Here is a 14,238-nt window from a genome sequence, read left to right as displayed (position 1 = left end):
GTTTATAGGCTTTTTGGTTGATTTTATTTTAGTATCTTTAATATAGTGTTAAGCTTTTTTAGATAATATTGATAAAACAGTATGCATTAAGTTTATAGTTTTATAATGTTGGCTTAACTTTAAAGGCGATAAATTTGACTTCTAAAAACTCTATTCCTTAACAGTATGAAAAAACTTTACTTTTCGCGCCAACTCTTGGCTTTTTTATGTTTGATAGGTTGCTTTTCTGGAAATATTTTTGCTCAGGGAACCATGCCAGAAGTTCAAACATTACCTTATTCTCAAAACTTTACTGGATTGCTAGCGACGGCTACGGCTTTGCCAGTTGGATTTAGAGGATGGACAGCTTCTACAAGTCCTAGCGCTAGCTTCAATACAAGTGCTACGCCTGGAGCAGACAGACAACTTAATGCGAGCAGTACCGCTGCAACTACAAGTGGAAATTTTCATAATTATGATGGTAAAATTGGATTCTTAAATAGTAGCTCTTTAGATTTAACTATTGCTTTAGCATTTTCTACTACAGGACAAACTGCTGTTCAGGTTCAGTATGATGCGATGACAATTCGTAATCCTTATGGATTGCCTGGAAGCCCTGTTTCTAGCCGTATTAACGAATTGGTATTACAATACCGTGTAGGAACAACAGCTGCTTTTACTTCTATAGCAGAAACGGTTTACAGTAATACTGTCGATCAGCAGATTACTGCGATTACTACACCTCAAAATTTAAAAACTATTAAAATTACATTGCCTGCGGATTGTGATAATCAGCAAGTGGTTCAAATCAGATGGATTTCAAGGCAAGATTCTGGTGCAGGTTCTAGACCATCTTTTGCAATTGATAATATTAAAGTTGGAGGAGATACAACTCCTCCAGTTAACGAATCTGGTTATCCGAAAATTGCTGAAGTTTTATCTGATGGTTTTGACTTTGTTAGTAAATTAAATGAAACAGGTAAAACCTATTTCGTTTTAACTGCTTCTGGAAGCGCACAACCAACTGTGGCGCAAGTAAAAGCTGGTTTAGATGCAACTGGAGCTGTGGCTTTACAGTCTGGATCTCTGAATATTGCAGATAAATCTTTAGAATATTCTAAAATCTTTACAGGTTTAACTTTAAATACAGCTTATACAGTTTATTCTGTTTCTAAAGATGCTTCTGAAAATCTTCAAGCGACAGTTAATAAATTAGATGTAACAACGGCAAGTATTTTAATACCATCTATAAGAACTACGAGTGCAACGCTTAACTTTGGAAGTGTAGAACAAAATTTAGATTCGGCTAGTTTAAATTATCAAATTAAAGGAACAAATATTAATGCTCCAGTAATTGTAACAGCAACGGCTAATTATACAGTTTCAAAAGATAATAATACTTTTCAGTCTTCTGTTTCTTATGATGCTGTAGATTTTGCTTCAAATGCAACTCCAACAGTATATGTACGTTTTAAGCCAAGTGCTGCTGGTATTTTATCAGGAACAATAACTCAAGAAACAACTGGTGCTTTAAGTAAAACGGTTGCTGTTTCTGGAATTGGAACCAATCCTTACATTCAAAATTTTGACGATCCAAATGTGCTTTCAAACAGCGGATGGACACAATATAATGTTTCTGGACCTTTAAATAAATGGACATACACAAATGTAACACGAAATGTAAATTCAGGAACTGGTGCAGTTCTTGTAAATGGTTTCTCAGATACGAATGTACCAAGTAAAGATTGGTTGATTTCTCCAAAAATGCGTTTAGACAGCTTTGGGCAATTCCCATTATTGTCTTTCTATTCTCGTAAATTTTATGCTGGACCATCTTTAAAATTAATGGTTTCTACAAATTATGATGGTGTAAGTGATCCTGCTTTAGCAACTTGGACAGAAATTGATGGAAATTTCCCAACGGTTACAGGAAGTTATGTGAAATCTGAGTTTATCAATTTAGGAAATTATAAAACAGATCATACTTATTTGGCTTGGGTTTACGAAACTACAGCTGGCGGAACTAATAATGCTTCTGAATGGTCTTTTGACGATTTTGCCATTACCAACGAATCGGGTTACGTGGCTTCAAATCCTGTTTTAGATTTTGGCGATGTAGCTCAGAATACAGTTTCTACAAGCCAATCTTTTGCTTTTAAAGCAGATGGTTACGGAGATTTAACATTAACAGCTCCAGCTTCATATCAACTATCATTAGATAATATTTCTTTTGCTTCAAGTATACTAATTTCGTCTGCAAACGCTGCAGCAGGAACAACTCTTTATGCAAGATTTATTCCAACTACAAAAGAATTAAAAATTGCTGGAACACTTACCGTGACAGGAACTTCTTTAAGTAAACAAATTGGTTCACTAACAGGTTCTTCTTTACCAAAAGCAGATACTTTTGATGTTGTTACTTATAATTTAGAATTCTTTGGTGCGCCAACAGCAGCTTACGGTCCAGCCGACAAAACATTACAGTTAGAAAACGTAGCTAAGGTGATGAATAAATTAGACGCAGATGTTTATGTTGTTCAAGAGGTTTCTAGCGATGCTCAGATTGATGCTTTAATTACGAAAATAAACGTAAACGGAAAAACGTTCGAAAAAACGGTTTCAACTTCTTGGTCGTATTCTTGGGATCCAACTTCAGATCCAACTTTTCCACCACAAAAATTAGTTGTTCTTTATAATACAAAAACAACAACATTAAAGAAAACTCGAGTAATGTTTAAAGGTTTTTATGATGAGTTGCGCGCTGGAACAAAAACGCTTGCGAATTATCCTGGAGGTACAAACAGCAGTTTCTTCTCATCTGGACGTTTGCCTTATATGGTAACTTTAGAAACGAATCTTAATGGAGTTAAAAATGAAATTCAGTTAATTGATCTTCACGCACGTGCCAACAGCGGAACAGATATTTCTCGTTATAACATGCGTAAATACGATACACAAGTTCTTAAAGACAGTTTAGATGCACATTATGCAAACTCAAATATTATTCTTTTAGGAGATTATAATGACGATGTAAAAGCTTCTGTAATTGCCGGACAACCTTCTTCTTATGAAGCTTTTGTAAATGATACTAATAATTACAAAGCCCTTACTTTAGAAATCAGCCAAGCTGGTGCTTACAGTTTCTTAAGTTCAGGCGGATTCTTAGATCACATTACAATTTCTAATGAATTGTTAGACGATTATATTGCAAATTCAACTGCGGTTTATGATCCTCGTAATGATATTGCAAGTTATACCACAACAACGTCAGATCACGGACCTGTAATTGCGCGTTTTGAATTGAAACAAGATGTTCTGGCTGTTCCTGATTTTGGAGGTAAAAACAAATATGTCGTGCGTGCTTATCCAAATCCTGCAACAGATGTTGTTAATTTTGATGTGCCAACGACACAAGGAAGAGATTTAAAAATCAAACTTTACGATATTAACGGACACGTAATTGGAAGTCCAATTAATGTTACAAACGAATCTGAAATCAGTACAGCGGTAATGTCTGTTCATAATTTAGTTTCTGGATTTTATATTTACACAGTTACCGAAAATAACAAAGTAATTTTTAAAGATAAGATTATCAAAAAATAATAATCTCTGATTTAGGATAAAAAAGAAAGGCAGTCATTTTAAGACTGCCTTTTTTTATGCGAATATTTTTTTTAGTCTATCGAAATCAACTTCATTTCTAAAATCAAAAAAGTGATCCAATTGCCATTTTTGTGTTTTTTGAGCTTGTTTGCTTGTCGTTTCGTCCCAAGATGGATAAACGCGTGTTGCTCTAATTCCTTCTTTCTTTTCTGTTGAAAAAATACCTTTTTCTAGTAAAGTTTTTTTAGGGAAAATAAATTGTCCCCAATTCTCTCCTTTTCGAACACTTACAATTACAAAATCTATTGCATCAGAAAAATCAAAAGGTTCGATAATTCCTGTTTTATTTCTTTTCCATAAAGTAACAAATTGCCCTGTTTTAGTTGGCGTTATTTTGGCTTCTCTATAACAGATTTTTTTATTGTTTAAAGAAAAGCGAAAGGCACTATATTCGTCACTTTCGTCTTCTTTTTGAAGATTAGCCAATTCTAAACTTGCTTTATCAAAAACAACTTCTTTAGCATTAAATAAGTCTTTTGAAATTGATTTTGAATTTATTTCAGAAATTGTAAAGTCCATGAAAAATGAATTTTATTTTTTTTTTCTGAAAAGTACTACAAATTAAGTTTAGAAAGAAACATTTAAACCAAAATTTAAACCCCACTGAAACTGGTTGAAAGACTGATTGTTTAATGGATTAATATAATAATTCACCGCAGGTTCAACAAAAACATTGGTTTTTTTGTAGACACGGTATTGAACCGTACTGCTCAAAGTAGAACCATAAACATAATCGTTTGCAGTTGTATTTTGTCCAATATTATGACCATCTAAAGCAACATTGTTCGAAATTAACCTTCCAACAAAACCTCCAGTATTTAAATTTATGCTCGCTTTATTTCTATTAAAAATAGAATAAGAAACCTCAAGAGGCATTTCGATATATCTTAAATTCTGATCTAATTTTCCGCTTTGCACATTATCACTTTTTAAAGCTTCTTTGGTACTGTTTGAGATTAAAATATACTCTGAATTTGTTCCCGCTGGCGCAGCATTAGTGTAACTTGTAGCGCTTGCATCTGGTACAAAAAGAGTATTGTTTTTAGCACTTACATAAGAAACGTTGGCAACACTTTGTCCTAACTCATTAAACTTAAGTCCCGAGCTAACCGCCCATTTATTGCTAATGTTATATTTCGTTTTAACTCCGTATGAATTCGATTGTTTAGAATCATTTACGTTACCTAAAGTTTTTTCATTTCTAGTGTTTTCAGAACTAGCAACACCAGCAAAAACAGCCACGGCCCATCTTTCGTTTAAATTCAGTTTTTTATCTTTTTTGTCCTTCTTGTCCTTTTTCTCTTCCAAAGGCAAAATTCCTTTTTCTAAGTTTTGAAGTTCTGCAAGCTGTACAGAATCTTGTTTGGTTAAAGGCATTCCAAATTTTGAATTTTCTTTTATAATACCGTTTACAGTTTTATCAGCAGCATTGTTTTTAAGATTATTCAAATTCTGGTTAGCAGCATTGTTGCTTGCAAAAGCATTATTGCTATTAAGAGTAAAATTTTTGTTGTTTTTTGAAGCCAATTGTTCTTCAAAAATCGAATTTGGAAGCTGTTTCGGTGTTGTCGAATTAAATTTACTAGGTTTTCCAAAAGCAATTCTTTCTTCAGAAATTCCCTTAGCAGCAGTTTTTTTGTTTTTTTCTAAAGGAGATTTTGCAGAAGAATTGGCAGTTGACTTTTCTTCTGAAGCGATAAAATTCTGATTTGAGAAATTTTGATTTGGAGTATTTCTATTGATTTTATCTTCTGATTTAGAATTGCTATTTTTTTCCTTATTTTTTGAATCCGAATGAGCAACAGCAGTTTCTTGGTTTTGATTAAGCTGTTTATTATCTAATTGTTTTTTTGTCGATAAAACCTCATTTGCTGTTGTATCTAAAGTTTTGTCAGCATTTTCATCAGATGTTTTTTTGTTATTCTGATTTTTATTGTTGTCAAGAACTACACTATTATTTTCGAAACCGCCATTATTTAGGTTATTATTTTGAGGTGAACCAGTAAAATGTAAAATTGAAGGCAGAAGCAGCCCCAATAATAAGCATGCAGCAGCCGACCACCAAAGAATTGCTCTCTTCTTCTTTTTAGGTTTGTTTAATTTTTCTTCAATCTGCCCCCATAATTCTGGCGGCGGAACACTCGAAAAGTCTTCCATTGATGAAAAAATATCTTCTATTTTGTGCTTCTTCATGCTGTCTTAAAATTTTTGATACTCAAAATTCGCTTTTGTAAAATATGTTTGGCGCGGTTTAGATTTGATTTTGATGTTCCTTCTGAGATTTTCAGTAATTCGGCTATTTCCTTGTGTTTCATTTTTTCAAAAACATACAAGTTAAAAACCGTTCGATATTGATCTGGCAAATCCCGTATATATTCCAGTAACTTTTCTTGTTCCATCGGAATAACTTCTAGTTCTTCCTCTTCGACAAAATCGGTATCAGGATCAAAAACATCCAGAAAAAAACTTTCTTTTTTCTTTTTGTTCAAAGTTTCGATCAGTTTGTTAATGAAAATTCGTTTCATCCAACCCTCAAAACTTCCTTCAAATTTATATTGGCTTATTTTCTGAAAAACAATTACAAAAGCTTCTTGAAAAACGTCTTTGGCATCGTCTTCATTTTTCATGTATTTCAAACATATTCCATACAAAACAGGAGAGAACAACTGATATATTTTCAGTTGTCCCTCTCTGTCATTTTTCATGCACAGTTTGATATATTTTTCTACGTCGTCTTTCAAGAAATGGTTCAAATTTGATTTTGCAAAAATAGTTTATAATAGTTTACAAAACTATCTTTTAAAAATAGTTCGAGCACCATCTTGATCGTTTGACACAATTGTTAGGTTTTGATTGTCAAGGTTTTCTATTACATAAGTTTTACCCTCGAACGAAATTAGATCATGTTCTGACTGATCCGAAATACCAATTCCTTTTTCTACTTGATAAGCACTATTTCTAATTTCAACATTATTTTTATAAGTAATTACCCTTCCTTCAGATGTAAAGATGATTTTCTTATTAAATCCAATCGTTTTTGGAGTTGCCACATACGGGTTTTCATTTCCGCCGATAGATTTTTCCCAAGTCCAAGTATTTACTATTGATCCTGAAGCCACTTTAGAAGCATCTAAAGAATATACTGTTGTAAAAAGAAAACAGACGATAAATGATATAAAAAGTTTTTTCATAATTGGATTATTTTAAGCTAGTTATTTTATCTTGGATTACTTTTTTGAAAGCTTTAATTGCTGCGCTCTGATCTGCAGTATCTGCATTATCAATATAAACTCTCGTAATAACAGCGCTTTGATTCAACTCAAAATAAACACCGCCTTGAGCAGACTCATTTGGATTACCGTATGTTTTAGTTTGTCCTTTAAGTGCTAGAATTTCTCCAGGAACATCTTTTAACAATAAAGTATATTCACCTTTTTTGATAGTTGGAGTGTATTTGTATTGGCTAAAATCGTATTGTCCAGCTGCAACGTTTAAGAATTTCAAAGTGTTATAATCATTTATTTGGAAGAATTTTTGACAATCTGCACCAGTACATTGATTAGAGTAATTTCCAATAATCATATTGTCAGGACTTTCAGTTGATTTAATAAAAATAAATGGTTTTGATGTTTTTGGAATTAAAACGACATCAAACGGATTTGTTGTTGTTTGTGACACGTTTTCTCCTGGAGCAGGCGATTTTTCATAATAATTAACTATGATTTGGCAATTGTTTTCTATAATAGAAATGATTTTTAAAGCAAAACCTGTTGTAGGCTTTGGACCTGCAAAAACACCAACTAAAAAGTTTTTTGTAAAATCTATATTTGGATCACTGCTAACAGCACAGCTATTGTCGTGTTTTTCAAAAAGAGCGTCCATTTGTTTTTGAGTATTAACTACAGCTACTGCAGCAGTAGGCGGTGGTGTTTTTACATTATAGTTACACAATAAAGGAAATCCTGTAAACTCTACAATTGTATTGTCACCACAATCTGCATATTTAGCGTCATCTCCAAGAGAGCAAGCACTAATTCCAAAGGCTACAAATAAGCCAAGCATTAATTTTTTCATGAATCTTTTGTAATAGGTTATATCTTGTAGATAAGCGTTTTGAAAAAAGGTTGCGTTGCGGAATAATTTTTTTTGAAAAATAAATTGTTGATTTAGTTTGGATTAATTCTTAATTCGTGAAATTTCTATTTTAAAAACTAAGTACTACGTATTATTGCGTACTTTTACGTAAAATAAACTTAGTTATGTTAGATTATCTACCGTTTTTGTTGGGTTTTGTAATTGCGTTATTCATCGGAATGTACGTAGGAAAGTTGCTTTCTGCGTCTAAAAACCAATCAGAAAAGGCAATTTCTGAAGAAAGATTACAGGCATTAAACAATCAATTGTTAATGCTAAAAGAGCAATTTGAGAATGAAAAAAATAATTTTCAGAAACAATTGCAATTAAATAATACTGAAAAAGAAAACATTAGAACAGAAAAAGACAGTTTAGCAATTCAGCTTTCTAAAAAAGAAGTTGATTTTGAAAATTTATGGGAAAGACATAAAGAGCAAAAAAACGAAATCAACGAACTTCAGGAAAAATTTACCAAAGAATTTGAAAATTTAGCCAACAAGATTCTCGAAGAAAAATCGGCAAAATTTACCGAACAAAACAGCGAGAATATGAAAAATATTCTGTTGCCACTTCAAGACAAAATTCACATTTTCGAACAAAAAGTCGATCAAACTCATAAAGAAAGTATCGATTATCACGCCGCGCTTCGTCAGCAGATTATTGGTTTGAGCGAAATGAACGCTCAAATGAGCAAAGAAACCTTAAATCTAACAAAAGCATTAAAAGGCGATACTAAAATGCAAGGAAATTGGGGCGAATTAGTTCTGGAACGTGTTCTTGAAAAATCTGGTTTAGAAAAGGGAAGAGAATACGAAGTACAGCAAAGTTTTACCAATGCCGAAGGAAATCGCGTTTTTCCAGATGTTGTAATCAATCTTCCAGACGGTAAAAAAATGATTGTCGATTCGAAAGTTTCGCTTGTTGCGTATGAAAGATGGGTAAATGAAGAATCGGAATTATTAAAAATAGAATTATTAAAAGAACACGTAATTTCTATAAAAAGACACGTAGAACAGCTTGGAAGCAAAAATTATCACGATTTATATCAAATAGAAAGTCCAGATTTTGTTCTGCTTTTTATCCCGATGGAACCTGCATTTGCCATTGCTTTAAACGAAGATCCCGCTTTATACACAAAAGCTTTCGATAGAAATATTGTTATTGTCACGCCAAGTACACTTTTAGCAACTTTAAGAACGATTGACAGTATGTGGACGAATCAAAAACAACAGGAAAATGCTTTTGAGATTGCAAGACAAGCCGGCGCATTATACGATAAATTTGAAGGTTTTGTGTCTGATTTAGTTCGTATTGGAAATAAAATTAAAGACACTAAAACAGAATACGAAAGCGCGATGAACAAATTGGTTGACGGGAAAGGAAATCTGATTTCGAGCGTAGAAAGATTGAAAAAAATGGGAGCAAAGGCAAAAAAATCGCTTCCTGAAAATATTATTGCAAGAGCCATAAATTCAGATGAAAATGAATTATTAAATTAAAATTTAAACACATAGAAACGTAGATGTTTTTTCTGTTAAAGAATTAAAAAAGAAACTAGTTTCTAACACATAGCTATGTTTGTTAATACAATTGAAACGCCTTTAATGGTATAGAAAAGCTATGATTCTATGTGTTTAAAAATAACTACACACCAAAAAAACAAAAACATGAGTACAGATTTTAAACCCGTTTCTTCATCAAAAGTGAGCATATCAGAATTAATGCTTCCGTCGCACACTAACTTTAGCGGAAAAATTCACGGAGGATATATTTTGCAATTGCTAGATCAAATTGCTTTTGCCTCGGCATCTAAGTTTAGTGGTAATTATTGCGTAACGGCATCGGTAGATACGGTAAATTTTCTAAAACCAATTGAAGTTGGAGAATTAGTAACCATGAAAGCTTCTGTAAATTATGTCGGAAGAAGTTCTATGGTTGTCGGAATTCGTGTTGAAGCAGAAAACATTCAAACAGGTGTGATTAAGCATTGTAATTCGTCTTATTTTACAATGGTTGCCAAAGACAAAGAAGGAAAAAGTGTGCAAGTTCCTGGACTGATTTTATCTAATTTACAAGAAGTTCGCCGTTTTAGAAAAGCAATTAAGCATATCGAAGTTAGAAAGGAAGTCGAAGAACACGAAAAATTGGCGAGTATTAATTCTATCGAAGATTTAGCAAGTTTAGAAAAGTATAATGTGCTACTAGAAATCAGTTAAATTTCTTATATTTATGTGAAACACATTAAAGACTAGAAATTATGATAAAGTTTGGATATACAATTTTATACGTTGAAGATGTCGAAGAATCGATTTCATTTTATGAAAATGCTTTTGGTTTTTCGAGAAAATTTATCTCGCCAGACAATGATTATGGCGAATTGATAACTGGAGAAACATCACTTTCTTTTGCTTCAAAAAAACTAGCAGAAAGCAATTTTAAAGATGGTTTTATCGAAAGCAGTTTAGAAGATAAACCTTTTGCAATAGAAATAGGTTTTATTGTAGAAAATGTTCCAGAAGTTTTACAGAAAGCAACTTCATTTGGAGCAGTAATTGTTTCAGAACCTGTAGAAAAACCTTGGGGACAAGTTGTGGCTTATGTGAGAGATTTAAATGGTTTTTTAATTGAGATTTGTACAGAAGTAAAAGGTTAGTTAGAGAAACATTTCACTCAAAAAATATTCACAAATATTTAGCATTAGTTTCAAAACTTTGCAAGCAAAAATTCCGTAACTTTAAGTATAACAATTGGGTTACGGAATTTTTTCACTGAGTACTGCCGTTCTATTTTTTTTAAATTCATTTAATGAAAACAAATAGAATGACATAATTGTTTAACTGTAGACGATTATGAAAACAACTACCTTTTTACTTTTATTTTTTACCGCTATTTCTGTCCTTGCCCAAGACAAATTTTTTACCAATTCGGGAACTGTAAATTTCGAAGCTTCTGTTCCGTTATTTGAAGAAGTAAAAGCTGTAAACAGACAGGTTTCTATTCTTTTAGAACCTAAATCCAGTACTTTTATCTGTACTGTTGCCATCAAAGATTTTCGTTTTAAGCTAGATTTAATGCAAGAGCATTTTAACGAAAATTATATGGAAAGTAATCGCTATCCTAAAGCGGTTTTTAAAGGCAAAATAGAAAAATTTGATTTGAAAGATATCAATGAAATTGAAAAGCCTTATCAAATTAAAGGGAAATTAAACTTAAAAGGAAAATCAAAAGAGATTATAGTAAATGCTTTAATTAAACGTGTTCCAGAAGGAATTCAGGTAATTTCAGATTTTCCAATTTCTTTTTCCGATTTTAATATTCGTATTCCAGCTTCTATCGCGGCTAAAATCTCTAAAACGGCAAATACCGCATTAACGGGAATTGTGCATAGCGATGAGGTACGTTTTGCGGTTTTAAAATAACTATTTCAAACAATTTATTAAAGTCTTTTCTAAATCGGAGTCTTGAAATTCAAAACCAATTTGCTGAATTTTTTCTGAAGAAACTCTTTGTCCAGTCAGAATTACGATGCTCATTTCTCCTAAAAGAATTTTTAGTACAAAAGGAGGAACTTTAGGAAGCCAGATTGAATATCCATAAATTCTGGCAATGATTTTAGAAAGCCTAGAGTTTGTTGTATTGTCTGTAATACAAGCATTATAGGGGCCTTCAAGCTGTGTGTCTTGAAGGCTTTTTAAATAAATATGGCATAAATCTTCAACATGAATCCAAGGAAGGTATTGTTTGCCCGAACCTAAAATGGCACCAAAACCAGATTTAAAAGATGGAGTCATTTTTTTTAAGAAACCTTCGTCTTTTCCTAAAACGATGCCAGTTCTTATTTTAACGGTTCTGATATTTAATGAACCAATTTTATCTGCGGCGCTTTCCCATTTTTGGCAAACGGTTCCTAAAAAATCATTTGCTGGAGGCGTTTCTTCTTTGCAAATTTTATGACTAGTAAAAGCGCCGTAAATTCCAACAGCAGATGCTGAAACAAAAGCTTCGAGTTTTTTATTGTGTTTTTCTAAAACAGAAAAAATTAAATCGACCGGTTTTGTGCGGCTTTCTAAAATTGCTTTTTTTCTTTTATTCGTCCATCTTTTATCTACAATTCCTTCGCCGGCAAGATGAATAATATAATCTGCGTTTAAAACTGCATTTTCGTCAATATAATTCTTCTTTAAATCCCATTTATAAAAGGTTACTCTTGCAGTATCTTCTTTATCAGAACGACTCAAAACGGATACAGAAAATCCAGCTTCAATTAAAATATCTGTTAGATATTTTCCAATGAAGCCGCTTCCTCCAGTTAATAGAACGTTTTGAGACATAATAGTTTATAATATATTTAACAGTGTATTGCGTTTGGTTATGAGTAAAGGTAGTTAAACAATGTTTACCTTTATACCAAATTCTAAATTTTAATAAAATGACGACTAAAAAAAAGGTAATTACCAAAGATGATATCGTTTCAAAATATATGGATGAGGTTTTAGAAAAAGGTCAAAAACCAAAATCGGTTTATCATTTTGCTAAAGAAAATGATTTTACTGAAGCTGAGTTTTATTCTTTTTTTGGAACATTGGAAGGTTTAGAAAAAGAAATATTTCGATTGTTTTTTGAAAACACAGTCAATCTTCTTCACAAAAATGAAGAATATCAGGGATATGATATGAAAAATAAAATGCTAAGTTTTTATTTTACTTTCTTCGAAATTCTTACTGCAAATAGAAGTTATGTTTTGCAAACACTAAAAATCGATAGAAATCCGCTGAAAAACTTGGTGCAATTAACTACGCTTAGAAATAGTTTTAAAGAATATGTTGCTGAAATTTTAACTGACGATTACAGATTAGAACAAGAAAGATTTCAGAAATTTCAGGAAAAAGCTATTCAAGAATCTTCCTGGTTGCAGTTAATGCTAACAATTAAATTCTGGATGGAAGATGAATCTGCAGCTTTTGAAAAAACAGATATTTTTATCGAAAAATCGGTTAACGCTTCATTTGAATTGATGAATGTTGCACCAATGAATCATTTAATAGATTTTGGAAAATTTCTATTTAAAGAAAAAATACACAGCAGATAATGAAAACAATCGATTATATTCCGACCTCAAAAATAGAAAGAGCAGGAAAATTGGTTCAAACTGGAGCAAAAATTGGCGTAAATTACATAAAACATTATGCTGAGAAAGTTGTAAATCCAGACTTGAGCCGTGATAAATTGAACGAAAATAACGCAGAAGATATTTACGACGGACTAAAAAGTTTAAAAGGAAGCGCACTAAAAGTAGCGCAAATGCTGAGTATGGACAAGAATTTTCTTCCGCAGGCTTATGTGGAGAAATTTTCGCTTTCGCAGTTCTCTGTTCCGCCGCTTTCGGCTCCTTTGGTTTTAAAAACATTCAAAACTAATTTTGGTAAAACGCCCTACGAAATTTTTGATGAGTTTAATCCGAATTCGGTAAATGCGGCGAGTATCGGTCAGGTTCATTTGGCAAAGAAAAATGGCAAAAAACTGGCTGTTAAAATTCAATATCCGGGTGTCGCCAATAGTATTTCTTCAGACTTAGCTTTGGTAAAACCAATTGCCATTAGAATGTTTAACCTGCAAGGAAAAGATTCTGATAAATATTTTAAAGAAGTTGAAGACAAACTGATTGAAGAAACTAACTATTTGTTAGAATTAAAACAAAGTCAAGAAGTTGTTGACGCTTGCGGTAAAATTGAAAATATTACTTTTCCAAATTACTATCCAGAATTTTCATCAGAGAAAATCATTACAATGGATTGGATGACGGGAATTCATCTCTCTGAATTTACTGCAAAAAATACAGATCAAGAAGTTGGCGATAAGTTAGGTCAGGCACTTTGGGATTTTTATATGTATCAAATTCATGTTTTGCGAAAAGTACACGCAGATCCACATCCTGGAAATTTTTTGGTTGATGATCAAAATCAATTAATTGCGTTAGATTTTGGTTGTATGAAACAAATTCCTGAAGAATTTTATACGCCATATTTCGAATTAATTAATAAAAATGTAATTACCGACGCAAAGCTTTTCAACGATAAATTATTCGAATTAGAAATTCTTCGTCCAGATGATACGCCTGCGGAAATTGAATATTTTACCGAAATGTTTCATGAATTATTATCACTTTTTACGAAACCTTTCCAAAATGAAACTTTCGATTTTGCTGATGAAGAATTCTTTAACGCAATTGCCGAATTAGGAAAACGTTTCTCAGCAGATACAAACTTGAAAAAAATGAATGGAAATCGTGGTTCTAAGCACTTCATCTACATGAACCGTACTTTCTTCGGACTTTATAATTTAATGTTCGACTTGAAAGCTAAAATCGTTGTTGACGCTTATTTGAAATATTAAGGTTTTTGTTTCAGGTTTCAAGTTTCAAGTTGGTTCAACTTTATGTATAGAGCTTTGTCAAAGTTTAAA

At 32.2% G+C, this 14,238-nt stretch carries 13 protein-coding genes; 7 read left to right on the top strand and 6 right to left on the bottom strand.

Features of this window, described 5'->3' with window-relative positions; translation table 11 throughout:
- The first annotated feature begins 165 nt into the window (after positions 1-165).
- Complete coding sequence (locus NYQ10_RS00390; RefSeq protein ID WP_289878416.1) at positions 166-3,582, top strand: T9SS type A sorting domain-containing protein; 3,417 nt, start codon at positions 166-168, stop codon at positions 3,580-3,582.
- A gap of 54 nt (positions 3,583-3,636) precedes the next feature.
- Here NYQ10_RS00390 and NYQ10_RS00385 read toward each other — a convergent pair whose 3' ends face one another.
- Genes NYQ10_RS00385 through NYQ10_RS00365 form a run of 5 tightly spaced genes read right to left on the bottom strand, consistent with a single transcriptional unit; the run spans position 3,637 to position 7,716 of the window.
- Positions 3,637-4,161, bottom strand: a complete 525-nt coding sequence (locus tag NYQ10_RS00385; RefSeq protein ID WP_289878415.1) for a MepB family protein — start codon at positions 4,159-4,161, stop codon at positions 3,637-3,639.
- Positions 4,162-4,209: 48 nt separating this feature from the next.
- Positions 4,210-5,835, bottom strand: a complete 1,626-nt coding sequence (locus tag NYQ10_RS00380; RefSeq protein WP_289878414.1) for a hypothetical protein — start codon at positions 5,833-5,835, stop codon at positions 4,210-4,212.
- Complete coding sequence (locus NYQ10_RS00375; RefSeq protein WP_184167212.1) at positions 5,832-6,383, bottom strand: RNA polymerase sigma factor; 552 nt, start codon at positions 6,381-6,383, stop codon at positions 5,832-5,834. Before NYQ10_RS00375 ends, NYQ10_RS00380 begins: the two co-directional genes overlap by 4 nt.
- A gap of 51 nt (positions 6,384-6,434) precedes the next feature.
- Positions 6,435-6,833, bottom strand: a complete 399-nt coding sequence (locus tag NYQ10_RS00370; protein ID WP_289878412.1) for a hypothetical protein — start codon at positions 6,831-6,833, stop codon at positions 6,435-6,437.
- Between the two features lie 7 nt (positions 6,834-6,840).
- Complete coding sequence (locus NYQ10_RS00365; RefSeq protein WP_289878411.1) at positions 6,841-7,716, bottom strand: protease complex subunit PrcB family protein; 876 nt, start codon at positions 7,714-7,716, stop codon at positions 6,841-6,843.
- Positions 7,717-7,901: 185 nt separating this feature from the next.
- Here NYQ10_RS00365 and rmuC point away from each other — a divergent pair, with 185 nt between their 5' ends.
- From rmuC to NYQ10_RS00345, 4 genes are all read left to right on the top strand, one after another.
- On the top strand, positions 7,902-9,275 hold the full coding sequence (gene rmuC, locus NYQ10_RS00360; protein WP_289878410.1) for a DNA recombination protein RmuC: 1,374 nt from the start codon (positions 7,902-7,904) through the stop codon (positions 9,273-9,275).
- Between the two features lie 168 nt (positions 9,276-9,443).
- Positions 9,444-9,992, top strand: a complete 549-nt coding sequence (locus NYQ10_RS00355; RefSeq protein WP_184167200.1) for an acyl-CoA thioesterase — start codon at positions 9,444-9,446, stop codon at positions 9,990-9,992.
- 41 nt (positions 9,993-10,033) lie between these two features.
- Positions 10,034-10,429 carry a VOC family protein gene (locus NYQ10_RS00350; protein WP_289878408.1) on the top strand — a complete coding sequence of 132 codons (396 nt, stop codon included), beginning with the start codon at positions 10,034-10,036 and terminating at the stop codon, positions 10,427-10,429.
- A gap of 196 nt (positions 10,430-10,625) precedes the next feature.
- A complete protein-coding gene (locus tag NYQ10_RS00345; RefSeq protein ID WP_289878407.1) occupies positions 10,626-11,195 on the top strand; it encodes a YceI family protein in 570 nt (189 codons plus the stop codon).
- Here the strand turns inward: NYQ10_RS00345 and NYQ10_RS00340 are convergent, their stop codons facing one another.
- A complete protein-coding gene (locus NYQ10_RS00340; protein ID WP_289878406.1) occupies positions 11,196-12,107 on the bottom strand; it encodes a TIGR01777 family oxidoreductase in 912 nt (303 codons plus the stop codon).
- Between the two features lie 98 nt (positions 12,108-12,205).
- Here NYQ10_RS00340 and NYQ10_RS00335 point away from each other — a divergent pair, with 98 nt between their 5' ends.
- Both NYQ10_RS00335 and NYQ10_RS00330 read left to right on the top strand, forming a co-directional pair.
- Positions 12,206-12,865 carry a TetR family transcriptional regulator C-terminal domain-containing protein gene (locus tag NYQ10_RS00335; protein ID WP_289878405.1) on the top strand — a complete coding sequence of 220 codons (660 nt, stop codon included), beginning with the start codon at positions 12,206-12,208 and terminating at the stop codon, positions 12,863-12,865.
- Positions 12,865-14,169 (top strand): ABC1 kinase family protein, encoded by a 1,305-nt coding sequence (locus NYQ10_RS00330; RefSeq protein WP_289878404.1) that lies wholly within the window; start codon positions 12,865-12,867, stop codon positions 14,167-14,169. Before NYQ10_RS00335 ends, NYQ10_RS00330 begins: the two co-directional genes overlap by 1 nt.
- The last annotated feature ends 69 nt before the right edge of the window (positions 14,170-14,238 follow it).

This window comes from Flavobacterium johnsoniae, from assembly GCF_030388325.1.
Lineage (GTDB): Bacteria > Bacteroidota > Bacteroidia > Flavobacteriales > Flavobacteriaceae > Flavobacterium > Flavobacterium johnsoniae_C.
Note: the sequence above shows the minus strand (reverse complement) of the source record. Positions and strands in the feature narration are given on the sequence as shown.

Bases quoted from the DNA above. Each gene is read 5' to 3' on its own strand.
- NYQ10_RS00390 (WP_289878416.1), top strand. From the start codon at position 166: ATGAAAAAACTTTACTTTTCGCGCCAACTCTTGGCTTTTTTATGTTTG.
- NYQ10_RS00385 (WP_289878415.1), bottom strand. From the start codon at position 4,161: ATGGACTTTACAATTTCTGAAATAAATTCAAAATCAATTTCAAAAGAC.
- NYQ10_RS00380 (WP_289878414.1), bottom strand. From the start codon at position 5,835: ATGAAGAAGCACAAAATAGAAGATATTTTTTCATCAATGGAAGACTTT.
- NYQ10_RS00370 (WP_289878412.1), bottom strand. From the start codon at position 6,833: ATGAAAAAACTTTTTATATCATTTATCGTCTGTTTTCTTTTTACAACA.
- NYQ10_RS00365 (WP_289878411.1), bottom strand. From the start codon at position 7,716: ATGAAAAAATTAATGCTTGGCTTATTTGTAGCCTTTGGAATTAGTGCT.
- rmuC (WP_289878410.1), top strand. From the start codon at position 7,902: ATGTTAGATTATCTACCGTTTTTGTTGGGTTTTGTAATTGCGTTATTC.
- NYQ10_RS00355 (WP_184167200.1), top strand. From the start codon at position 9,444: ATGAGTACAGATTTTAAACCCGTTTCTTCATCAAAAGTGAGCATATCA.
- NYQ10_RS00350 (WP_289878408.1), top strand. From the start codon at position 10,034: ATGATAAAGTTTGGATATACAATTTTATACGTTGAAGATGTCGAAGAA.
- NYQ10_RS00345 (WP_289878407.1), top strand. From the start codon at position 10,626: ATGAAAACAACTACCTTTTTACTTTTATTTTTTACCGCTATTTCTGTC.
- NYQ10_RS00340 (WP_289878406.1), bottom strand. From the start codon at position 12,107: ATGTCTCAAAACGTTCTATTAACTGGAGGAAGCGGCTTCATTGGAAAA.
- NYQ10_RS00335 (WP_289878405.1), top strand. From the start codon at position 12,206: ATGACGACTAAAAAAAAGGTAATTACCAAAGATGATATCGTTTCAAAA.
- NYQ10_RS00330 (WP_289878404.1), top strand. From the start codon at position 12,865: ATGAAAACAATCGATTATATTCCGACCTCAAAAATAGAAAGAGCAGGA.